This is a genomic window from Undibacterium umbellatum (assembly GCF_014284125.1).
Taxonomy (GTDB): domain Bacteria; phylum Pseudomonadota; class Gammaproteobacteria; order Burkholderiales; family Burkholderiaceae_D; genus Undibacterium; species Undibacterium umbellatum.
This window is the reverse complement of the sequence record NZ_JACOFX010000003.1, coordinates 347,483-368,935: the sequence shown is the minus strand read 5'-3', so window position 1 is coordinate 368,935 and position 21,453 is coordinate 347,483. Positions and strand designations below refer to the sequence as shown.

The 21,453-nt window shown below is 49.2% G+C and carries 28 protein-coding genes; 9 read left to right on the top strand and 19 right to left on the bottom strand.

Annotation, left to right across the window (positions count from 1 at the left end):
* The 14 genes from H8L47_RS09995 to H8L47_RS09930 form a co-directional block, all read right to left on the bottom strand.
* On the bottom strand, positions 1–280 hold a 280-nt coding region (locus H8L47_RS09995), incomplete at its 3' end, for a phage baseplate assembly protein V (RefSeq protein ID WP_186953435.1).
* A 243-nt stretch (positions 281–523) separates the two neighbouring features.
* Complete coding sequence (locus H8L47_RS09990) at positions 524–847, bottom strand: hypothetical protein (RefSeq protein ID WP_186953434.1); 324 nt, start codon at positions 845–847, stop codon at positions 524–526.
* Between the two features lie 151 nt (positions 848–998).
* Positions 999–1,712, bottom strand: a complete 714-nt coding sequence (locus H8L47_RS09985) for a hypothetical protein (protein WP_186953433.1) — start codon at positions 1,710–1,712, stop codon at positions 999–1,001.
* 200 nt (positions 1,713–1,912) lie between these two features.
* On the bottom strand, positions 1,913–2,440 hold the full coding sequence (locus H8L47_RS09980) for a SecY-interacting protein Syd (protein ID WP_186953432.1): 528 nt from the start codon (positions 2,438–2,440) through the stop codon (positions 1,913–1,915).
* A gap of 226 nt (positions 2,441–2,666) precedes the next feature.
* Positions 2,667–3,134: a phage virion morphogenesis protein gene (locus H8L47_RS09975; protein WP_186953431.1), complete on the bottom strand. Its 468-nt coding sequence runs from the start codon at positions 3,132–3,134 to the stop codon at positions 2,667–2,669.
* A complete protein-coding gene (locus H8L47_RS09970; protein ID WP_186953430.1) occupies positions 3,127–3,621 on the bottom strand; it encodes a phage tail protein in 495 nt (164 codons plus the stop codon). Before H8L47_RS09970 ends, H8L47_RS09975 begins: the two co-directional genes overlap by 8 nt.
* Positions 3,605–4,111, bottom strand: a complete 507-nt coding sequence (locus H8L47_RS09965) for a lysis system i-spanin subunit Rz (RefSeq protein ID WP_186953429.1) — start codon at positions 4,109–4,111, stop codon at positions 3,605–3,607. Before H8L47_RS09965 ends, H8L47_RS09970 begins: the two co-directional genes overlap by 17 nt.
* Before the next feature lie 8 nt (positions 4,112–4,119).
* The gene (locus H8L47_RS09960) at positions 4,120–4,617 is read right to left on the bottom strand and encodes a lysozyme (protein WP_186953428.1); all 498 of its coding nucleotides are present in this window, start codon (positions 4,615–4,617) and stop codon (positions 4,120–4,122) included.
* The gene (locus H8L47_RS09955; RefSeq protein ID WP_186953427.1) at positions 4,614–4,823 is read right to left on the bottom strand and encodes a phage holin family protein; all 210 of its coding nucleotides are present in this window, start codon (positions 4,821–4,823) and stop codon (positions 4,614–4,616) included. The genes H8L47_RS09960 and H8L47_RS09955 overlap by 4 nt, the downstream gene beginning before the upstream one ends.
* Before the next feature lie 2 nt (positions 4,824–4,825).
* Positions 4,826–5,029: a tail protein X gene (locus H8L47_RS09950; protein ID WP_186953426.1), complete on the bottom strand. Its 204-nt coding sequence runs from the start codon at positions 5,027–5,029 to the stop codon at positions 4,826–4,828.
* Between the two features lie 2 nt (positions 5,030–5,031).
* Positions 5,032–5,523, bottom strand: a complete 492-nt coding sequence (locus H8L47_RS09945; protein ID WP_186953425.1) for a head completion/stabilization protein — start codon at positions 5,521–5,523, stop codon at positions 5,032–5,034.
* A 111-nt stretch (positions 5,524–5,634) separates the two neighbouring features.
* Positions 5,635–6,372, bottom strand: a complete 738-nt coding sequence (gene gpM, locus H8L47_RS09940) for a phage terminase small subunit (protein WP_186953424.1) — start codon at positions 6,370–6,372, stop codon at positions 5,635–5,637.
* Positions 6,373–6,374: 2 nt separating this feature from the next.
* Complete coding sequence (locus H8L47_RS09935; RefSeq protein WP_186953423.1) at positions 6,375–7,379, bottom strand: phage major capsid protein, P2 family; 1,005 nt, start codon at positions 7,377–7,379, stop codon at positions 6,375–6,377.
* Positions 7,380–7,444: 65 nt separating this feature from the next.
* Positions 7,445–8,278 (bottom strand): GPO family capsid scaffolding protein, encoded by an 834-nt coding sequence (locus tag H8L47_RS09930; protein ID WP_186953422.1) that lies wholly within the window; start codon positions 8,276–8,278, stop codon positions 7,445–7,447.
* A gap of 161 nt (positions 8,279–8,439) precedes the next feature.
* Here H8L47_RS09930 and H8L47_RS09925 point away from each other — a divergent pair, with 161 nt between their 5' ends.
* The 3 genes from H8L47_RS09925 to H8L47_RS09915 are packed head-to-tail and all read left to right on the top strand — an operon-like array spanning position 8,440 to position 11,530.
* Positions 8,440–10,269, top strand: coding sequence for a terminase ATPase subunit family protein (locus tag H8L47_RS09925; protein ID WP_186953421.1), 1,830 nt, complete (start codon positions 8,440–8,442; stop codon positions 10,267–10,269).
* Entirely contained in the window at positions 10,266–11,324 is a 1,059-nt protein-coding gene (locus tag H8L47_RS09920) for a phage portal protein (protein ID WP_186953420.1), read from the top strand. The genes H8L47_RS09925 and H8L47_RS09920 overlap by 4 nt, the downstream gene beginning before the upstream one ends.
* Positions 11,321–11,530 (top strand): DUF2116 family Zn-ribbon domain-containing protein, encoded by a 210-nt coding sequence (locus H8L47_RS09915; protein WP_186953419.1) that lies wholly within the window; start codon positions 11,321–11,323, stop codon positions 11,528–11,530. Before H8L47_RS09920 ends, H8L47_RS09915 begins: the two co-directional genes overlap by 4 nt.
* Before the next feature lie 55 nt (positions 11,531–11,585).
* Here H8L47_RS09915 and H8L47_RS09910 read toward each other — a convergent pair whose 3' ends face one another.
* The 3 genes from H8L47_RS09910 to H8L47_RS09900 all read right to left on the bottom strand — a co-directional run bounded on the left by H8L47_RS09910 (position 11,586) and on the right by H8L47_RS09900 (position 13,606).
* Complete coding sequence (locus tag H8L47_RS09910; RefSeq protein WP_186953418.1) at positions 11,586–12,008, bottom strand: hypothetical protein; 423 nt, start codon at positions 12,006–12,008, stop codon at positions 11,586–11,588.
* 212 nt (positions 12,009–12,220) lie between these two features.
* A complete protein-coding gene (locus H8L47_RS09905; RefSeq protein WP_186953417.1) occupies positions 12,221–12,835 on the bottom strand; it encodes an immunity protein Imm33 domain-containing protein in 615 nt (204 codons plus the stop codon).
* 573 nt (positions 12,836–13,408) lie between these two features.
* On the bottom strand, positions 13,409–13,606 hold the full coding sequence (locus tag H8L47_RS09900; protein ID WP_186953416.1) for a hypothetical protein: 198 nt from the start codon (positions 13,604–13,606) through the stop codon (positions 13,409–13,411).
* Positions 13,607–13,627: 21 nt separating this feature from the next.
* On the opposite strand from H8L47_RS09900, the gene H8L47_RS09895 reads away from it, so the two are divergent.
* The 5 genes from H8L47_RS09895 to nhaR all read left to right on the top strand — a co-directional run bounded on the left by H8L47_RS09895 (position 13,628) and on the right by nhaR (position 17,309).
* Positions 13,628–14,263 carry a hypothetical protein gene (locus H8L47_RS09895; protein WP_186953415.1) on the top strand — a complete coding sequence of 212 codons (636 nt, stop codon included), beginning with the start codon at positions 13,628–13,630 and terminating at the stop codon, positions 14,261–14,263.
* 552 nt (positions 14,264–14,815) lie between these two features.
* A complete protein-coding gene (locus tag H8L47_RS09890; protein ID WP_186953414.1) occupies positions 14,816–15,190 on the top strand; it encodes an HPF/RaiA family ribosome-associated protein in 375 nt (124 codons plus the stop codon).
* Positions 15,191–15,231: 41 nt separating this feature from the next.
* Positions 15,232–15,759, top strand: coding sequence for a tellurite resistance TerB family protein (locus tag H8L47_RS09885; RefSeq protein WP_186953413.1), 528 nt, complete (start codon positions 15,232–15,234; stop codon positions 15,757–15,759).
* 17 nt (positions 15,760–15,776) lie between these two features.
* Positions 15,777–16,367: a DUF2062 domain-containing protein gene (locus H8L47_RS09880; RefSeq protein ID WP_186953412.1), complete on the top strand. Its 591-nt coding sequence runs from the start codon at positions 15,777–15,779 to the stop codon at positions 16,365–16,367.
* 36 nt (positions 16,368–16,403) lie between these two features.
* A complete protein-coding gene (nhaR, locus tag H8L47_RS09875; RefSeq protein ID WP_186953411.1) occupies positions 16,404–17,309 on the top strand; it encodes a transcriptional activator NhaR in 906 nt (301 codons plus the stop codon).
* Between the two features lie 206 nt (positions 17,310–17,515).
* Here nhaR and H8L47_RS09870 read toward each other — a convergent pair whose 3' ends face one another.
* Both H8L47_RS09870 and H8L47_RS09865 read right to left on the bottom strand, forming a co-directional pair.
* A complete protein-coding gene (locus H8L47_RS09870; protein WP_186953410.1) occupies positions 17,516–17,920 on the bottom strand; it encodes a RidA family protein in 405 nt (134 codons plus the stop codon).
* Positions 17,921–18,015: 95 nt separating this feature from the next.
* Positions 18,016–18,909 carry a LysR family transcriptional regulator gene (locus H8L47_RS09865; RefSeq protein WP_186953409.1) on the bottom strand — a complete coding sequence of 298 codons (894 nt, stop codon included), beginning with the start codon at positions 18,907–18,909 and terminating at the stop codon, positions 18,016–18,018.
* Positions 18,910–19,271: 362 nt separating this feature from the next.
* Between H8L47_RS09865 and H8L47_RS09860 the strand changes: the two genes are divergently transcribed.
* A complete protein-coding gene (locus H8L47_RS09860; RefSeq protein WP_186953408.1) occupies positions 19,272–21,269 on the top strand; it encodes a sulfatase-like hydrolase/transferase in 1,998 nt (665 codons plus the stop codon).
* Positions 21,270–21,453: the final 184 nt, after the last annotated feature.

Genomic DNA, 21,453 nt, shown 5'->3' with positions numbered 1-21,453 from the left:
TGTCTGGTGCGGGGTTGTGGTTGCTGGCAATGCCTGGCAAGACCACGCCGCCCGCGAATTCACCAGAGGGTGAAAGCAAAACGCATTGCTCGCCAACTGTGGGCGGGTTCCATGTCTTTGTTTTGCCAGCGCGTGCCGTTGCCATGGGCAAGAAACCGGTTTTGATGTCGCCAATTTGCAGGCGCACTTGCGGTACGCGGCCGTGCTTCACTTCAGCAATAGTGCCAAAGCGGACTAAGTTTTCTAAGCGGCGGGAGAGGTCGGCAAGGGTGAATTCCATGCCGTCTATGGTGACGTGATCGGGCTAGCCAGTCACGCGGGGAGGGGTTGCTAAGGGGCTTAGCAACTTACGAGCGTTTACGCGTGCGCGAGGGGTGTGAGATATTTTGCGGTAACATTCGTACGAATACGCGGGGCTATTCGTACCTACGCGGGCTAATAAACACCACTAAATCATGCGTACGAATACGCGGGGCTATTCGCACCTGCGCGTGTTGATCAGGGCAACCGCAGCAGCGATTACCTAATATTCAAATTTAGCTTTATATTTCCAATTTTTATTGTCATCCATAGCAACCGAATAAAGAGCTCGCACCCAAATATTCGCACCGTTATCTCTCAATAGCCCTGATAATTTATAAAGGCCATCGTAAATATCATCTGTACCTTGAACAATTTCCTTACTGCCTTCGTTGTTAAAAATAAGTACTGAAATTTTTTCAATACCACTACTCTCATCTCTTTCAACTTCCATTTCTGCAGAAGTCCAAGATTCAGGTGTTGCCATAATTAAGGCGTTAGCTATATCAAAATCTAGCTGCGCTTGCCTTTCCAATATTGAGCTCAAAATTCCCCCTAAATTATTAATTGTTTATATTGAATTGCACTCTCTGGAAAGCTGGAGATTCACCTCTCAGAATTCAAGTAAGTTTCTCTTGCCCGCGTAGGTGCGAGCAGCACGCATGTCGAGACTGAAAATATCAATAACCACCACTAAATCATGCGTACGAATACGCGGGGCTATTCGTACCTACGCGGCCTAAGTGCCTCGTTGCATTTTTTAGTTCAAGTAGAGCATCTATTGCAAGAGAATAACTCCAACCTGGCGAGTTTAGAATTTCCCATGCTGATTGATGATTCTCTTTTTCTAAAGCCAAATGAAAATCACTGACCAAGTCGATTGAGATTTCCTGTTCTCTGGATCGACGTTCAAATCCAGAGTTCCCATGTGTTGTACCTGGACGATTATCCGCCAAATATTTGGGGATGCCAGGTCCGAAAATATCAAGTTTCCGCAATTCAAGAAGGGACTCCTGTTCGAAAGAAGAGGTGGCCTCAAAATTCCAGACTTTGCAAAGTCGTTTGAAGTCTTCCACTATTTCTTCATCGTCAGGTTCTACATAGTCTGTGGCTGATCGCCTTACCAGATAGTAACCAAACTGATTTTCTGTCAATCCTATTTCATATATTTCACTCGCTTCAATGTCGAAGTCTAAAAAGCAAAATTCCTTTTGGAAAACGTTTTGAAGGTACAAACCCGTATATGAACGAGAGCTGTGCCCATTTGCAATTGGCACCAAAGCTGGCGGGAAGCCCATCCCATCCCAAAAGGGAATATTCAAACCAAGAATTGATGAATAGTCGAGGCCTTCTTGTTGGAAGGCGACAATTCTGTGGCACCCTAATTTTTTAAGAATAGATTCGTATGTCATATTTAATCTGGCTTCACCAAATAGCCTGTGTAGGCGCGACTAGTGAAACGTAATCGCACGCATGTCGAAACTAAAAATATCAATAAACATTGCTAGATCCTGCGTACGAATACGCGGGCTACTCGTACCTACGCGGGTTGATATATTTTTTTGGAGGAGATTGTAAGGGCGCCCCCGGTTTTGTGCGGAAACATCAAAATTCAAGTTCCTGCAATCAGAAATTCCTCTAATGAATTAGCGATGACACTATACGTATGTAGCTCATAGTCTTCAGTACATACTTCACCTGATTCGTTATTTATAACCAACAAGATTCCAGTTTCCATAGACATTCCTATCGGTATGTAATCCAATTTACCCTCATGAGCATCCCGATACCCAAGCAACCTCAAAAGGAAGCTTGATTTATAATTTCCGGGAATTATAGGATCTAATTCAAAATACAAGTCCTCTATTTGAATACGTAGGAATCCAAACCACCAAGAATTTAATAGGTCTTTAACTGATTGATGTACTGTTATGCCAGAATTTATCTCCAATTGAATCAAATCAAAATACTCATCCTTAACTCTTGGACGCCAGCGCACAAGTCCATTATTTTCCTTTCCAACAAAAATTCCGTCACTTGCACCAAGCGGAACGCCAATCTGGGGAAGATCCTCATCCTCCATTTCATCGAACCATTTAAAGTATTCACCTAAAGCTTTTTTAATCGTAATTTTAGTCATTTTCAACTCGCTAAACCAATTTTAAAAACAGCTATAATAGTTCAGCAATCTTATCATCCCCTCCCCAAAGTCCTAGCGTCATTTCTATATCTGTTAACCAAGCTGCATATTTATTGTTTGCGCACTTCCCAATAAATGGCATACCTACTACCAGTCTTGGATCGTTAATATACTTCCCAGTAAATCCTTGTAGTCTGGATAGGTATTTTTAAATTCACCTATAGTTTTAAGTGATTTTTAAGTGATTTAAAATTGACCCACGAATTAATTCCAAGTCTGCAATACTAAATCCCAACAAGCTTCGTTCTGCATATCTGATCTCTGGCCCATCTTTGGCAACGCGATCATTCAAACCAAACTGATGCACTCGCGCAATGCGAGCAACCCGCCCAAAAAAGCCCACAGCAATTTGATTTCCATCTGCTTTTACTTTCAGATTGGCATTGTTGCGCAGCTTGGTGAACATGGCGGCCTTCTGCTTTTTGATTCTATCCTTCTTATTGCGCAAATCTTTGCGCGGCTTCCTGGGCGTGTACTGAATTCCTTCAGGCGTCATTTGCGCTTTGATGCGCTGCTGCTGGGACCGTCGCAAATCCTGCGCCACTTTCAAACTTACTTTGCGCCGGTTGGCCGGATCGAGCTGGGCAAGCAGGACGCTTGCCCATTGTTCTAGGGCTTTGAGATCGTCAGCCATTGTCTTGCGCTGGATTAAGTATCTGCCATTCTGCAAGCAGGTTGTCGCCGTTGTAGAGCTGCCAGAATGGTGCTGCATAGTCTGGCGTGGTAGCTATCTCGCCCGCGTGGGTGATATCAAGCTTTGTGCCTGTTTGCTTGATAATGACGCGCTCGGTAATGTCCAGCTCCAGACTGATATCGACGCTATCGTGATTATTGAAGTCAACAATAAAGCGTATGCCCTTATTGCTTTTGTCTTCGTTGCCCAGTAAGTCGCCCTGGTGCACTGTCACCCAGTCCAGCAGTGGCACCATGAGCGTGTCTTCTTCGCCGCCGTAATCGGTCACAATGACATTCAAGACATAGGCATATTCAAAAGACCGTGAGGCCGTGCGCGTGGTGCGCAAGCTGCCTTTGTCAGCGAAGACAAGCAGCTTGTCTGGGTTGCGCTGCAGATCCGGCAAAGCGGCTGTCAGGTGGGCGCGCAGGCTATTTGGTTTGTACATGATTGGTAATGGCCCTGATGGCCTGGTAGCTGTCTATGCAGGCGTTTAGTTGCCTGATGGCGTCGTCACCGTCTGCGGTGATGGCTGCAAGAGCTGCTCCAGCCTCTGGCGTAAGTTCGGCTCGCGCTTGGTCGCTATTGCCGAATCCAGCGGCGGTATTTGTGCCGGTACGGGCGGTGCAAGCTTTGACGGGGATTGACAGGCGCACAGCACCAGTGCGGACATCACTAATAAACTTGTCGCGTCTGTCTTTTTCATCTTGCATTTCCTTTTGGTGAGTGGTGGCGATGGCGGCCAGGCTGCGGGACATGAGCTTTTCATTTTCGCGTGCGGTTGCGCTGGCTTCTGCTTTGTCCTTTGCTATCTGGGCAGTGAGTTTATCTACCTGGTGTATGGCGTCTTTGTATTTGACGACACAGAACAGGACGGCGGCGGCCACGGCCAGGGCTATCCATGGTCGTGGGTCCAGTGCTTTGATGATGTTGAGCATTCGTTCACCTATACGGGTTTGAGGCAGAGTTCACGCTCTGCGGCGCGGCGCTTGGTCAGGCCTGAATACACCACGCCACCGGCTTTGTTCCAATACTGCATCTGATTGCATGCGCCGGTGTAGTCGCCTTTGTTGAGCAAAGTAATCATGGTTGACGGCTTGCCACTTTCCAGCACGCAGAAGCCGTCTTTGACGCCTTTGCGGCCTGGCCCAACATTGAAGACAAAGCTTGTGAAGGCGGCGCGCTGGTTGTCGTTGAGTGGCACTTTCAGACAGCTTTCCATTGATGCCTTGGCTTTGAGCAAGTCTTGTACTGTCATATCATCGCATTGCTCTATGGTGGCAGTCTGGCCCAGCTTGACGCCACCAGTGTGGCCCCGGCAAATGGTGGGGATGCTGACAGGATCAAGGTAAGCGGTTTGCCGTGTGCCTTCAAACAAGACAATCAAGGGCAAGGCTGCAGCAATGCCAGCAGCTATTAGTTTTTGTTTGATATCCGTACTCATGATTGGCTTTTGCCTTTCTGCGCATTGGCGCGCCGGTGCAGCCAGGGCTTTAACATCCTGTCGCGTACAAAAAAAGTGATTTGCAGCACGGTATAAATAATCGTCAGGATGAATACCCATTCATTGAGGGGGATGCCCAGCAAGGTGATTGCACTGATGGCGATAGGTGGCATAGATTTCACTGGTTCCATGTGGTTGTCGTTCATGGTTAGTCCCACAAGTTAATCATTTGCAGCACAGGTGCTGCCGGTGCGCGGTCTGGCAATGTGATTGCCTTGCCCATAGGCAGGAATGCGCCCAGGCTGGTGATGCCAGGATTTAAGGCCAGCACCTGGGCGATGCCTGCAGTGCTGCCCAGGTGCCGCCAGATGAGCAGGTCGAGCGTGTCGTTTTGTTGGGCGCGCACTATCATGGCTATATCAATTCGACGGTGACATGGTGGCGGCCCATCAAGCTGGAGATTGCCCACTGCGCATTCCTGCGTTCGTCATCGGGGCCATTTGCCAGAAAGCTGACCAGCTTTTTATCGTCCAGGGATGAGGCGGTGCTGTCATAGTCTTTGTATCGCTCGATCAGATCCGCTTTGGCGGTGCAATAGACGGCGCGCAGGTAATGGGCAATCAGGACGCTTTGCCGGTTGACCTGGGCGGCTGGTATGGCAGCCAGGCTGGCATGACCAGCGCCCAGGGCTGAGGCTTTCAGCTCTTTGACCTGGTCATTGACAAAGATGATGGCGTCCACCGTGGCCGCGATCAGGCGGGCATCAGTGACGGTGCCGTCCAGCCTGATGGCGTCGCGCATGGCGCTGACATCCAGATCCGGAAAAAATCCATCATTGGTAATGATGTTGTTTGGCTGGCTAGTGCTGGCCGTGCCGCCTGGTGCGTTGGCAATAAATGAGGACATGGGTCTGGATCTACATTGAGTCAATCAAGTGGGCGGTGGGTGGGCTGTCACAGGGTAAATGGCTAGAAATCCCTGATCGGCCCACGCCGCCCGGCGCCGGAGGGTGCCTGGTTACGTAGGTGGGGTGGCTTTCTCTCCACCTTCATCGCCTACGATGTTCTTGAGACGGCGTTCAAGCCGTTCTATGTCTTTTTTAACGCCTATGTTTTGGAACAGGTCCAGGGCGCGGCGCAAGTTGTCCAATGCCTTGCTGGCGGCTTCTTCTGGCAACTGGTCAAAGTCAATGTCACCGTTACCCATCTTGCCTATCTGGGCATAGCCCAGCGCCTTGTACAGCTTGGCGCTGGCCTGGTCTGGTACGTCTGCATTCACGGTCAGCAGTTGCACGGCCCGCAGCGTTTCCACGGCAGCGGCCGGGCTTTCAAATCGGCCTTCGAGATATGCGCCGGGGATTTCGTCCAGCAACAGGGTGGACACATCACGGGCGTACTGGTCAGGCAGACTCAGGTTATGAACCAGGCAGTATTGCGCTATGTCCAGGGCGCGGGCATAGGTGCCAGCGTCTATGTGCCAGACCAGGACTGTGGTTAATACCTGGTCTTGTGCACCGTTGCCGCTCTCCAGTGCGCCGTTTATCCAGTCATCGTATTCAGGCAGAATTTCGCGCTTGAGTTCGATTTTTCGCTGAATAGACTTGATGGCCTTGAGCCTTTGCTTGTCGTTGATGAGCTTGGCAAGCATCAGCTCGTAGGCGTTGCCGGTGAGTTCGCCGCCTTGGTTACTTTGTGCATTGGCCCGCTCGGCGGTGATACGGGCAAAGTGGCGCATGGCCAGGCTGGTGTGTGACATGATCAGGCCACCAGCTCTATATGTTCAATGGCTGCAGCAATGCCGTAATCTTCGACGACATAGGCATCATTCGAGGATTCATAGTTTTCTATGCGGTCACGCTTTGGGTTTTCCATGACCTGGCGACGGCGTGCACCTTCTTGAAAGTAGATAGACAGATTGTCATAGCGCGTAATCAGGATGCTGTTTGCCGGGAAGTAAGGCACTGTTGCCGCCTGCAGGCCACCGATGCGCTTTTGGCTGATGATGATGTCAGATGCCAGGGTTTCGGTTGCTGCCTGATTTTTGTTCACCAGGGGGAAATACTTGTCATGCATGAGCTGGCGGCCGACGATGCAGACTAAACCGGCATCTTCGCGGAACCATGGGTCCAGCAGATTGATGGCGTCATACACGGCGGCGTCAAGGTTGGCGAAGTCGCCACCGGCTCCGATTTTGATTTTGTTGGCGGTGGCACCAGATGCCAGGACACGCTCAGGGGCGTTTTCTCGCATTTGCTGCAGCCAGCCTTTATTTACGTCTTGCAGCAGCGGGTAAGTAGCGATATTGGTATTGGGTGCCACTGCCGTGCCGTTAAAGCCGATGACCATGCGGTCCAGCGCCTGGCGTTTGACGATGACATCACGGATACGGGTTTGGAAGTCGGCAAACTTGGCCCAGGCATCGAGCTTTGCATACGGGATATGCGTATCAAAATCGGTCTTGGCACAGCGGTAGCGATCATTGGACAGGCTGGTTAAATCGCGTGTCTGTCTTTCTGTCTGCGTGGTATCGGTACGGCTGGCGACCGGGCTGGTGATACCGAGGTGCAGCTTTTCGCCTTCCATTTCGGTCACGCCGATGATATTGATTTTGCCTAAGAATTCACTGGATTCTTGTATCTTGGTTTCCAGCTTTTGTTGCACTGTCGGGGCGATGCTAAAGGTCTTGGTGGCGTCATCGACGCCGTTGAGTTCGCTCAGGCGGGCCAGCAGGGAATTGAAGGCCAGGCGGGTATTGTTTCTCATGCGTGCTTACTCCGTGTTTTGTGTGTGTGCGTTGATGTTGTTTTGTTTGCTGTGGCTTGCCGGGTTCAGCAGTCGGTTTGTTCTGTGCCATTGCCGCCTGTAGCTGTTGGCCTGGTGGACTGGTTGCCGGGTTCTTTGTCGAGCTGGGTTTTCAGGCTGTTGAAATTGTCTGTGACGGTTTTGAGGTTCTTTTCCAGCTCGGTGATGCGTTTGTTGGATTCGCTAAAACGCTGTTCCTGGTCTGCGGTGTGTTCCACTACGGTTTCAATTGCCTGACCGAGATCATCAAAGCGGGCATCGTCACCGCCTTTTTTGCTGTTGAATACTTTCAGCAGGTCTTTGACTTTGGCAGCCAGGCTGGTGGTTTCAGTGTTGACTTCTTCAAATTCAAGATTCACTTCGACAGCGGCAGAGAATAGATGCGCAGGGTTAGTCTTGCGGCCTGCAAATGGGTTGGCGCTAGGGTTGCTGGCCGCAAAACTCAATACTTCGGTACCCAGGCTGGCCGGGCTGTCGGTAATGCCCAGGCCGACAAGATAGGCTTCGCCGGTGTCGGCGAATTTGTCGTTAATCTCTACGCTGGTGTAAATCTTCTGTTTGGCTTTGGACAGCGCCACCAGATCAGGGGTAGGTTCGATTTGGGCATACAGGGCCAGTTTTTTGCTGCCGTCTATGGTGACTTCTTCGGCCTTGACGGCTGTTACATCGCCGTAGGCTTTGAAGGGGCTGTCTGGCACGGTGCCGCGTATATGTTCTAACCAGATGCGTGCGCCGTATTTTTGCGGGTCGAAGTTTTTAGCCATTTGTTGAATCCAGCTGCGTTCTATTTTGCGGCCGTCAGTTGTTGCGCCTTCGACTGCAACGCGGAAAAATTTAGATTTGAATTTTTTTGTGCTCATGGTTTTGTGGGGTAGATTGTCGGTTTCAAGAATTGATTTCTGGCTGTGCAGTTGGCATAGTCCGCTCTGTGGGTTTTCCCTTCAATCAGCAAGGAGTTGATAAGATTTATATCAACTTGCCGGGAGTGCCTGCGCGGGCGCGAAGCCCGTAATCTGACGGCATGATTGATCTTGCCGACGAAAATACGTCTGAAACTCTCCCCGAAAACGACACAGAAGCGCCCACAGATGGCGCGACTGTCGCGCCCACTTACGACCTGAAGAAACACGCGCAGGCCTTGTACTGGCAGGGCTGGCGCATTTCATCTATTGCCCGGCATCTGGATATCAAGCGCACCACTGTGCAGAGCTGGTGCGATCGTGAAAAATGGGACGACACCCCGTTCATAGAAAAAATTGAAGCCAGCCTTGAAACACGCCTGGTGCAATTGATTGCCAAGGAGGTCAAGACCGGCGGCGACTTCAAGGAAATTGATTTGCTGATGCGCCAGGCGGTGCAAACAGCGCGGGTGCGGCGCTATGAGGCACCGGGCGGCAATGAGGTGGATTTGAATCCTAAGCTGGCAAATCGCAATGCAGGGCCAAAGAAGAAACCCACGCGCAATGATTATAGTGATGACCAGCGCGACCAGTTGCTAGAGGCCTTCCGCGACTCTCTGTTTGATTATCAAAAGGTATGGCTACGCAATGGGCATGAGCGCACGCGGGTGATTTTGAAGTCGCGCCAGATTGGCGCTACCTGGTACTTTGCGCGTGAGGCTTTGGCTGATGCCATGGAGACCGGGCGCAATCAGATTTTTCTATCTGCGTCTAAAGCGCAGGCGCATGTATTCAAGCAATACATTATCCAGTTTGCCAAGGAGGCGGCGGGCATCGAGCTGGCCGGTGATCCTATTGTGTTGCCGAATGGGGCGCATCTTTATTTTTTGGGTACCAATGCCAGGACGGCGCAGGGTTATCACGGCAATTTCTACTTTGATGAGTTTTTCTGGACGCACAAATTCCAGGAATTGAACAAGGTGGCGTCTGGCATGGCGCTGCATAAGCAATGGCGTAAGACTTATTTTTCTACGCCATCGAGCATCACGCATGAGGCATACCCGTTCTGGACGGGGGAGCTGTTTAACAAACGGCGGCCTAAAAAAGACCAGGTCAATATTGATGTCAGTCACAAGCGGCTTGCGTCTGGCTTTACGGGCGAAGACAAGATGTGGCGACAGATTGTCACTATCTTGGACGCCCAGGCGGGCGGCTGTGATTTGTTTGATATTGACGAGCTGCGCACCTATGAGTACAGCCCGGACCAGTTTGAAAACCTGTTGATGTGTCAGTTTATTGACGATACGGCGTCAGTTTTCCCATTGCAAGAGCTGCAAAAGTGCATGGTGGATGCCTGGGTGGATTGGACAGACTTTAAACCCTTCACCACGCGGCCATACGGTGATAACCCGGTGTGGATAGGGTACGACCCTGCATTCACCGGCGATAGTGCCGGGCTGGTGATACTCGCGCCACCGCGCACGCCAGGCGGCAAGTTCCGGGTGTTGGAGCGTATGCAGTTCAGGGGCATGGACTTTGCGGCCCAGGCTGAACAGATACGGCAATCCACAATTCGCTATCACGTTGCCTTTATTGGCATTGATGCCACTGGCATGGGCGAGGGTGTGCACCAGTTGGTGAAGAACTTTTATCCCAATGTAACCAAGATCAACTATGACCCGGCTGTGAAGAGCCGCATGGTCATCAAGGCCCGCGATGTGATCAGCAAGGGCCGTCTGGAATTTGACGCCGGGGCCACGGATCTGGCGCAGGCATTCATGACGATTAAAAAGACGCTGACGGCCAGCGGTCAGCATGTGACCTATGTGGCAGACCGTAGCGAAGAAACCGGCCATGCAGACCTTGCCTGGGCGTGTATGCATGCGCTTGATCATGAGCCATTAGACGGCGGCATAGGCAGCAATCAATCATTTATGGAGGTGTATTCATGACGAGAAAGAAGAGACGTGGCCCATTCAAGGCGACGTCAGAAGGCCAGGCTGAAGCGGTAGCAGCCTTGCCAGGTGCGGAGGTGTTCAGCTTTGGCGACCCGACGCCGGTATTAGACCGGTCTGAAATTCTGGACTATATCGAGTGCTGGACGAATGGGCGGTATTACGAGCCGCCTATCAGTTGGGACGGCCTGGCTAAGTCTTTCCGCGCAAGTGTGCACCATAGCACTGCAATTTATGTAAAGCGCAATTTGCTGGCGGCCACCTTTGTGCCGCATGCCTTGTTGTCACGCGAGGCGTTTAGCCGGTTTGCGCTGGATTTTTTGGTGTTTGGCAATGCTTATCTGGAAAACCGTAAAAGCCGCACGGGCAAGCCTTTGCAGCTTGAACCTGCGCTGGCCAAGTACATGCGCCGGTGTAGTGATGACTTGAACCAATACGCCTTTGTGCGTGGCTGGCAGGAAGATCATGTATTTGAGTCTGGAGCGATTTTTCATTTGATGGAGCCGGATATTAATCAGGAGGTGTACGGCCTGCCTGAGTATTTGAGTGCTTTGCATTCTGCTTGGTTGAATGAGGCGGCGACGCTGTTCAGGCGCAAGTATTACAAGAACGGCTCACACGCCGGTTTCATCTTGTATATGACCGACCCTGCCCAGAATCAAAGTGATGTGGACAACATGCGCCAGGCGCTGCGCGATAGCAAGGGACCGGGCAATTTCCGCAATGTGTTCATGTATGCGCCGAACGGCAAGAAGGACGGCATCCAGATATTGCCAGTGTCTGAGGTGGCGGCCAAGGATGAGTTTTTCAGCATCAAGAACGTGACACGCGATGACATGCTTGCCGCGCACCGGGTACCGCCCCAGCTGCTAGGCCTGGTGCCGAACAATACGGGCGGTTTTGGGGCTGTGGAACCAGCGGCCAGGGTGTTTTCCATGAACGAGCTGGAACCGCTGCAGGCGCGGTTTAGAGAGTGTAACGAGTGGCTGGGCGAGGAGGTGATCCGCTTCACGCCTTATTCATTAGGTAATGAGGGAGGTAATACGAAATGAGTGATGTTGCGGATATGTCAGATAAAAATGTCGAGACGTTTATTGCTTCGGCGATTGCGCATGCGCGGGGCGGGGTGCGTATGCGGTGTACAGGGGCTTGCCGGTTTTGTGATGAGCCGGTGGCACCCGATACGCTGTTCTGTGATCGGGATTGCCGGGATGATTTTGAGCGTGAACAGCGGATTTTGCGGATATCTGGTAAGTAAGAAAAATTCTATTTAGCGGTGATCTTTCTTCTACCTTGCAAGATCGTTAAGATACTTACTTAATAGAGCGCATTGCACCTCGGTGCCGAGCAGCAACAAAGAAAATAAAGGCAATAAACAGTGAGGAAAAAACAACCACGACATTCATAGACTTACCATCGACAAAGGTGTCGTAAGTGCAGAATGCTGCAAATGCTAAAAACACAAAGCCACCGACTCGAAAAGCGAAGGGAGATAGGACGCCACCGCCCTGACGAACTCCTCTTCCGAAAAAAATTCGATATGCGATTGTTAGCCCAAAGATACCAACAAGTAGTGCGATAGTCATAGTAGCAATAATTGCTAAAGCAGCTTCAGCTCTTACGATGCAGAGCCACACGCCCACTGCACCTAGCGAAGCGAACGGGAGCGAAACAACCGCAAGCGCAACACCTGCCAATCGCTGCGACAGCCTAGAAGTTGATTGACCTTCCCACATATATGTATGCCTAACGTCTGAATTGTGGGACGGCGCAGCAGCCCCAAAAAAATGAAAAATTATACTTCACGATCTGGCTTACCCAAGAAGTTCTGCCATTCATTTTGGTGGTAGATGCTCATGCCTCAGCCGCCTGACCATTTCCTATTGAAAGTTTCAATTTTACAACAGTGGCGGAGGCAGTTCATGATATGCAGGTGGCAACGCTCAAATTATGAAAACACAACTTCATCATTTGGATTGGTAACACACGACACAGTCAATCCGTCTACAAATACCATATAACCTTCAGGAAGCGTTAGCACATCAATTAGCTCTGGTCTAAGTTGAAGAAGTTGAAATGCATAAATTGCACTTAATTCATCTTTCTCTTCATTCAGGTTTGTTTTCCCGATATACCAACCAGAGTCATTCTTTTCAAGATCAGGTGCGATCCTTTCCAAATAGAACGATGACTCATCCAACACACCTTTAGCCATGATGACTTTATTCTGAAAAGCAATTGGCACCTGCTTCGCTCCAATACCGCTTGTAAATTTGTTTTGCTTGGCTATTACATTCAGTGATACGTCTACAGAATTACGAATATCCTCGAAAGGATTTCTATCGAAATCTGGCTCACAGACCATAAAAGAGCCGTCGTCTTGCTTGATGAGGGATAAGATAGACCATCCTATCTGTATCCGTGTCCCATCGTCAAATTTCACTCCCCTCTGATACATTTGTTCCAGGACACCCAATAACCACTTAGCTTGCAAATCAAGTTCTGATTCACAAGCGACCTTTATTAACGTCCCACCAATTTTGGCACTGTTAATCAAAACCATTATTCTTACTCCTTTTTAAGCGAATACTTCTACATTTTCCCTCATTTCAAGGCCTGGCGCGCAGACATCCCCCCACCACGCCTGCCCGCTAAATGGGTCTCTTTTTACTCAAATATGCGTCACCATTTAGAGTCAAGCCCAGCTTACGTTTGCGGCCACCCGCATAGCATCAAATGATGACGCATTTTGACGCAAATTTTCATGAGATGCGCGTATCGCAAGTCGCGGTTTTGAATTCGCGTTGTCGGTGGGATTTTGAGCGGGGCTAGGGAAAAGAGTAATTTAAGTAAGTCGAGAAAAAAAGATGGCTTAAGTATTTGATTTGTATAGAGATATTAACTTACATCTTTATGTAAGATTCTGTAATTCAAAAGGTAAGAAAAATCTAAGTGCTTGATATTAAAGGATATTTAAAAAGTGAAAAAACACTCTTTATATAGGTAATTAGCTTACTTCTTCATTACATAATTCTTACAGTTTGCTATTCTCTTAAAAGCCTTATGTATCAATGGTTTTCACGCTATCAAAAATTATTCTTACTTAAATTACTCTTTTCCGATGGGGTACTTTATTTTAGACAAGCCGCATTTTTAACCGGGTTTTATCCGCATGTTCAAAGCACATGCCGTTACGAACGTAAGACCAGTCGGGGATGTTGAGTCCACCATCATTACTCACTTTAGCGTGAATATAGATTTCGTTCAGTTTGTCGAGATTGGGCATGCCGGACATGCGCAGCACGACAGTAGGGGGATTTCTTGAATGACTCAAATATATAGAAAGTGAAATGGTATGCCTCGAATTATCAGTGAAAAAAATGGCTTTACGTTATTCGCAGAGAACAAACTACCTTTCGGGGATAATTTGCCATTGCTTTGTGATTCAATGGATTTGCTAAAAAAATTAAAGTCAAAAAAGATTGTCGATATATTTAAATTATACATAGAACATCCTTCTAATTATTTATATGGCCCGTATAACATTCCTGAAAATAAATTGTTTAAGCATGGGAGTGGGCCAATATTTTTTGTATTGGAATCTGAAGTCTGTGTTGGCTTTTACGCCTCTTCTTTAAATAGCTCAGTACTGGTATGGCAAGAAAATTTACCCTTGGTATTTGGCCTTTTAGAAAAGAAATTTGCCCATTTATTAAATTCAGGTTGTTTGGTTAGTTGTCAGGATTTACGCTTTGGTGATTATCAATGTGCGAATGTTCTTGGTAGAAGAATAGACCAATTAACTATTTACAAGACTTCTGAGCCCCGGAATAACAATTATCGTAATGAACGTGGTTTGTTGGTAACTTTAGACGACAAAACAGATTTTTTGATCTCAAAAGGTTTGCAAGAAAATTGCGATTTCAGCTTGATGTCGGACGAAAAAATTAGAAATTCTTTAAACGGTTATTTAACTGCGATTGAAGTTTAAATATTTTGGTGCGAACCGCCATCAATTAATGGAATATAGGGCGAGAAAACCAGACCGGCCAGGTGTGTTTATGTCTGCTTCAATGAATATCACTATGGTTCAAAACTGAGCTATAGACGCCGATAAAACATATTGTTTTTGGTGGGAAATTTTTCCCGCAATTCTGAAACCTACTACGTTTCTCAGACGGGGAATTTTAAGAAAATTTCTTCATTTGCGGGAACGAAATCCCGCTGAAAGCATTGAATTTTCTGGATTCTTCTTAAAGCTTGGGAAGCTGCCGTTCTACCATTAAACTACACCCGCGATCAATTTATTCTACGCGGGTTTCATGGGTATTTGCAATCTGCACAAATGTCGACTGTGATGGTAGTCATGTCTTACGCGCCATCCTATACAAAGCAGATTCTCAGCTATAAGTCTTTCCGTCAGAAAAATTTCTTCAGACAATAGATCGACTTCTACGATCTATTGGTCTGATATATTCGATTTGAAAGAGCAATTGGTCGTCCCTATACTAAGTCTATCAATAACTGACAAGGGAGAATTGATATGCACATCGACATTCAGGCACGGGGTTTTGAACTCACCGACAGCTTACGTGAGCACACCAGGCGACGCCTGGGCTTTGCCACTGACTGGGCGCGCGACGAGGTTAGGCGCATTAACGTCCGCTTATCAGACATTAATGGGCCTCGTGGCGGCAAAGACAAGCGCTGCCTGATTCAGATTCCACTGACTGGCAGGCCGGACATTGTGATTGATGAACTGGAATCGGATCTTTATGTCTCCATCGACAAGGCTATTGGACGAGCAGAACGCGTGCTAGCCAAGCAGATAGAGCGTGCACGAGAACATCCACACGATACTTTCAAAAATCTCCCTGCGGCTGACGCGCAAGAGACTGAAACCACCAGCACACATTGAACAATATTTTAAGCAATCATTGAATACGAAGGAGCCATTTTATGAGACAGTATGCAACCAATAGTCCGGAAGCCATGGCAAGAATACTAGCACTCTCCATGCTGGTTGATGGATGTCTGGATAAATCGGAATTAAATGTAATGATGCGCTTTGGTGTACTCGAACGTCTGGGTATGTCAGAGGCAGACTTTGATGATATTGTTCACCTGCTTTGCGAGGACATGTTGCAATGCGTTCCGGGGATTGCGCATGGACAAATTGAACTTGATGAAGCGAGCATTGACAGTATTTTGCTCGAAATCCAGGATACGCGACTGCGCAAGATCTTGTTGAAAATCATGCTTGCAGTGGTCTACGCGGATCAACAATTAAGTGTAGGTGAAGCGGTATTGGTATCGAGGGCAATGCAGGTGTGGGAACTGGATCTGGCTGAAATTGGCGGCCTGGTTTATTCCTTTACGTCAGATTTGCCAGATTCGGGCGATAACTCTTACGGCTCGCGCGACAGCAAAACATTGCCATCGAATGTAAGGTCGACTATGCCATCGATTCTGCAAACACATTTCTAAAAAGTGTTTCGATATTTATGCCAAAGAAATTTCTGCGACGTGTCTTGCCAAATCAGGATAGTATCCAAAAATATTCGGTCAGCCGACGATTCGCAGGTCGGCTTGATATTCCTGACATCTGGCAAGTAGAGTGTGAAAAAATAGCTGCGGGCCTGGCTGTGGGTGTGTTTTGTGGGATGGTACCAGGACCATTGCAAATGATTTCAGCCGTCGCCTTGACGCTTTTGCTGAGAGTGAATTTGCCGATGGCGCTGATTGGTACTTTCCTGACCAATCCCCTGACCATAGTACCGATCTATATGCTTGCCTATGCGATAGGTCAGAGCATGTTAGGAAGTACAGATTGGCGCGAGCTCCCTGCCTTGCCGGTAGCAGACTGGACAGCACCAACCCAGGCGATTGAAAATTGGGTAGTATGGGTCAGTGATCTAGGCACACCATGGCTACTGGGTATGCTGGTATTGGCATCTGCTCTCGCGGCACTGTCATACTGTGCGATGCAGGTGATCTGGCGTAGCTACCAATACCTGATGATGAGACGTAGATTGCATCAGCGACAACAACGACTTAAAATCTCGGAACAAAAGTTCCCCCCTTCAGTTTTATAAAAAGCAACAGTAGTCAACAGCAAGAAAGGCGAGCAAGTGGCAGCACTGAATTTCAAGCATCTGCGTTATTACTGGATGGTCGCGAAGACGGGCAGTATCGCCAAGGCAGCTGAGCAATTGCATTTAACCCCACATGCAGTCAGTGGTCAGATCAATGAGTTCGAAGAAACCCTGGGTGTTGAGCTGTTTCGCAAAGCTGGCAGAAACATTGAACTGACAGACGCTGGACGTCGCATCCTGACTTACGCCGATACCATCTTTAACACCAGTGATCTCTTGCTCGATGAACTTCGCGAGCAAATGTCGAACCGCAGACGCATCTTGCGTATAGGCGTAGCCGACGCCGTTACCAAAGTGATTGCCTATCGACTCATACAACCGGCATTAGCACTCGACGAAGCAATCCGTATCAACTGTCGTGAAGGTCGCCTCGACTTGCTCCTGGGCGAATTGGCCCTCCACAAGCTCGATGTGATTATTGCCGATCGTCCCATGTCTCCGGGCTTGAATGTTCGCGCCTACAATCACTTGCTGGGAGAATGTGGACTGACCGTCTTTGCGACTTCTGCACTGGCTCAGCAGTTTAAAGGAAAATTTCCAAAATTACTGAATCAGGCACCTTTTTTGATTCCGGGTGAGGATGTTGCCATACAAGCGAGATTGCTACTTTGGTTCGAAGAGCATCAGCTAAGACCTAGCATCGTTGGGGAATTTGATGATAGTGCATTGATGAAAGCTTTTGGCAGTGCGGGCGCTGGTTTCTTTGTTGCTCCCAGCGCTATGAAAAAAGAAATCTGCCAGCAGCATCATGTAGTTGCCATCGGCGACATTCCAACAGTTGTCGAGCAAATTTACGTGATTACCACTGAACGGCGCCTGTCTGATCCTGCAATCCTCGCCATTAGTAACACTGCGAAGAATGACATTTTTGGACGTGGATGATGACCACAAGCCTCCCATATCGCTGCAGACGACGCATGCGTTGAATCAAATGACGAATGTACTGTCAAAGTCGAAGTAGAAGCGAAAGACAGGATGTCTATGAATCGAGCAAGACACAAAGTGCAGTGTTGATGGTGCCATCACTTGCAATGCAGTCCGATCTAAAAGCACCTGACAAGTGCTCTACTTCGAATTGTTGCTGCTCGCTAAGACGTGCGTCGTTTTGCGACTGCTTCGATTTCTATCAGTGTATCAGGTGTCGCCAGTGAGGCGACGCCTATTCCGGTCAGAGCCGGACGGGATGTGCCTAGGTAGCTGAGTAGTATTGGTACGATAGTTTCCATGTGCTCTGCCAGTTCACCTCTGATATAGACGCGCAGGTGCAACAGGTTTTGAACTGAAGAATTTGCTGCTTCCAGTACGGTCAGCAGGTTTTTTATTGCGCCCTCTGCCTGTGCTGGCATGCTCTGGTTTTTTACCTGATAGTTGCTGTCCCAGTCTACCTGGCCGGATATAAATATCAGGCCACTATCTGCATCTGCCGCTGCCTGCGACATGCCGAATGGTGCGCCGTCATACAGCGTGGCGGGATTGATTTTGTTGATGCTCATGAAAACCTCTCTATGTAATAAGGAACACAGAGAAAGTGTAGTGACCGCAGCCGTGCTTGGCCATCAAGGTGGGCTTGTAGCGGATACAAGCGCGACTACGCTATTGCAGGAAATTTTTGACGTATCCTGTCGAGGAGCCAGAGCATGAAGGCATCGTCTTTTGCACTGGGGTGAAAGGCGGCGACGACTTCATAGCCAGGTGGATATTTTTTAAGCGGTATTTCAAACAGGCCTGCACATGGCATCAGGCGCGATGGCAGAAAACCGACCATATCAGTTTGCTTCAGATATTCTTGCGCCATGAAAAATGAAGGTACGGACACACGTACTTTACGCGGCAGGTTTTGCTGCTCAAACCAGCTGTCTGCTGATCCTTTAAAGCTGGCAATGCCGGGTGAGACCACGACGAAATCATGTTCGACCAGGCGCTCAAGCGGCAGATGGTCATCAAAAACAATATTCTTGTTGGCGGTCACGCAGAGATATTTTTCAGTGAACAGGGCTTCAGAAACCAGGCCCTCTGGCACATAGCCGCTGGAAGTCAGGGTAAGATCAATGTCACCCTGACGCATTTTCTGTATCAGGCTCGCACTCTCGATATTGATGACGATGACTTTGACCCCGGGTGCAGAGATTCTCAGGTCTTTCATCAACTCGCCGACGATGATTTTTTGCGTATAGTCGGTGGCGGAGATGACCAGAGTTCTCGCTGTATTTTCTGGTGTGATGGTATGCGGCAGCGGTATGTCATTGAGGTGCATTAACACCTGGCGGATATGCGGCTGTATCAATTTTGCGTAAGGGGTAGCCACGACACCATGCCCGGTGCGGACAAACAACTGGTCGCTGAGTATCTCCCTGATTTTTTTCAGTTGCAGGCTGATGGCTTGCTGTGACACCGCAAGATATTCCGCTGCCGCTGACAAGTTTTCAAACTTGTATAAAGCATCCAGGGTTCTCAGATGATTGATTTCCAGCTTTTCTATCATGCGGTTTCTTATGATATTGCGGTGTTGTGATATGACGCCTGGCGGCTCAAGACCGGATTGTCTAACAATTCCCAGAATCGCCCGGATCAACAAGCATCTACAAAAAAGCACAGCCTACTGGAATATAGCCACAACGTCCAGTTGCCGGCAGGCCATGCTGTATGTGTATGCATCAGCTTTTTAAGACGACCACATTCTATTGCCTCTCTCCAATTGAAAAAAATTGTGGCCTGTACATATACGTCTTTGTATTTTCGATAAGTTGCATTAAAATTAATAGATAGCTACCCTATGCGAGGCAAAACTTAACGCCTTTGCCGGATTTCTCTCGATGCTCTACCCCTTACTGCCAAAGGATGATCATGAGTACAACAAGCCCCAACTCCAGCAACGCTGGCAACCCCACAGGCGACACCAGCACAGCACCTGCCAGACCCAATATCCTGTTCATTATGGTCGACCAGATGCGTTATCCGCCCAGGTATCCTGATGATCCTCTGGAGCCGCTGTACCAGATCTTGCGGTTTGAAGAAGGCAGCTTGCTGGATAACCCTTATGCCGAATTATTCCCCGGCTTTGTCAAACTGCGTGAGCATGGTGTGTCGCTGCAAAATCATACCTGCTCCAGCATTGCCTGCGTGCCTGGCCGTGCCACTATCATGACCGGGCAATACAGCGCTCATAGCGGGGTGACGCAGACCGAGGGCATGTTCAAGGTGGATACTGATCCTGCCTTCCCGTGGCTGCCGCAAGATGGCGTGCCGACCATGGGTGACTGGTTTCGCGCGGCGGGTTATGAAACGCATTATTTCGGGCGCTGGGATTTGTCGGACTCCCCCACGGGCAGTCTGGAAAACTGGGGCTTTAGTGACTGGGAATATTCCATCCCCTCTGACCAGCGTTTTGGCACGCCTAACCTGGGTGTGTATCGCGACAAAAGCTATACTGACCTTGTCACCACTTTCCTGCGTCGCAAGGGCCTGGGGGTGCAGGCGAATATCATCAACAGCAATAATCCAACCAATGCCAGCTTCAAATTGCGGCCATGGCTGGCGGTGGCATCGTTTGTCAATCCTCATGATATTGGCGCCTACCCTTTCCCCTGGCAACCAGCAGTAGAAACACCAGCCAATCCGCCAACGCTGGGCGATATCATTGCCCCCTTTGGTGCACCAGTAAAAGGTACGATGAGCCAGCCGCCGGTATATGGCAAGGCCCCCAATCAATTCAATGCTACTTATCGCGTGCCGCTGAACCCCGGTGGTTTCAAGCTGGGTGAAGTCAAGCTGCCAGCCAACTGGCGCGGCGATTTATCAAGCAAGCCGGATTGCCAGTACGATTATTCGTACAAGTTCCAACTGGCGCTGACGACACTGCGCGGCCAGCATGCCGTGGTGCCCTCGCCCTACCCGTTCAAGATGCAGAGCAATGCCGAGGACTGGTATCGCAACTACCTGGCGTTTTACCTGTACCTGCAATATCTGGTGAATGTCGAAGTCAGTACCATACTTGAGCGCCTGTATGAAAGCGGCCTCGATCAAAACACCATCGTCGTGTTCACCTCTGACCATGGCGAGCTGGCAGGTGCCCATGGCGGCCAGATAGAAAAATGGTGTGGCGCTTATCAGGAAGCCATCCATATCCCTGCCATCATTTCTTCACCGCTGGTGAATGGCGACAAAACCATGCGCACTGTGCAATGCCATACCACACACGTAGACTGGGTGCCCACCCTGCTGGGCCTGGCTGGCTATGACAAGGACGACAGACAGGCGCTGGCAAAATTCATCCAGGGCCACGATGTCAAACCCCTTGCTGGCGAAGACCTGGCACCGGTCATACGTGGCGATGCACAGGCAAGTGAACGCAAGGGCGTGCTGTTTGTCTCTGACGACAATATCACCGCGCCACTCGATACCAACTACCTGCCTGACAAATACCAGTGGTATGTCAACATCACAGAGCGTCTGACCAGCCCCACTGGCAAGCCAACAGAAAAACAACCACTGACCGCATCTGGCCCGGTGGTGCAGCCCAACCACATACAATCCTACTTTGAAAAACCCTGGAAGCTGGTGCGCTACTGGGAACCGCAAAACCCTGCCAACACGCAATGGGAATTGTATAACCTGGATGCTGATCCAAATGAAAATCACAACCTGCTGCACTGGGATAAAACGACTGGTGAACCGCTGCTGCGTTCAGGACAAATTGTAGAACTGGGCCTGAACCTGGCCCGTACCGAGTTTGACCTGCAATATCTGCGCAAGGCCTTGAATCAGGCTCTGATCAAGGCGGGCTATACACCGCAGAATATGCAGGAGATGGGTATCGTGGCGGATGGGCAGGTGCCTACCTAGATGCATTTTTTTGGCAGGGTGCTCTTATGTGCCCTGCTTATTCTTCATACACAAAAGCGGTGCGCACGGCTCACCCTGCAGCTTATAGTCTCATTTGTTGACCAGGCATATTTCCCAGGGCACCCGCAATGAGCAGCCCTTGATTACTTCCCAACGAGTAAAATACGCATTGTAGCCAGATTAA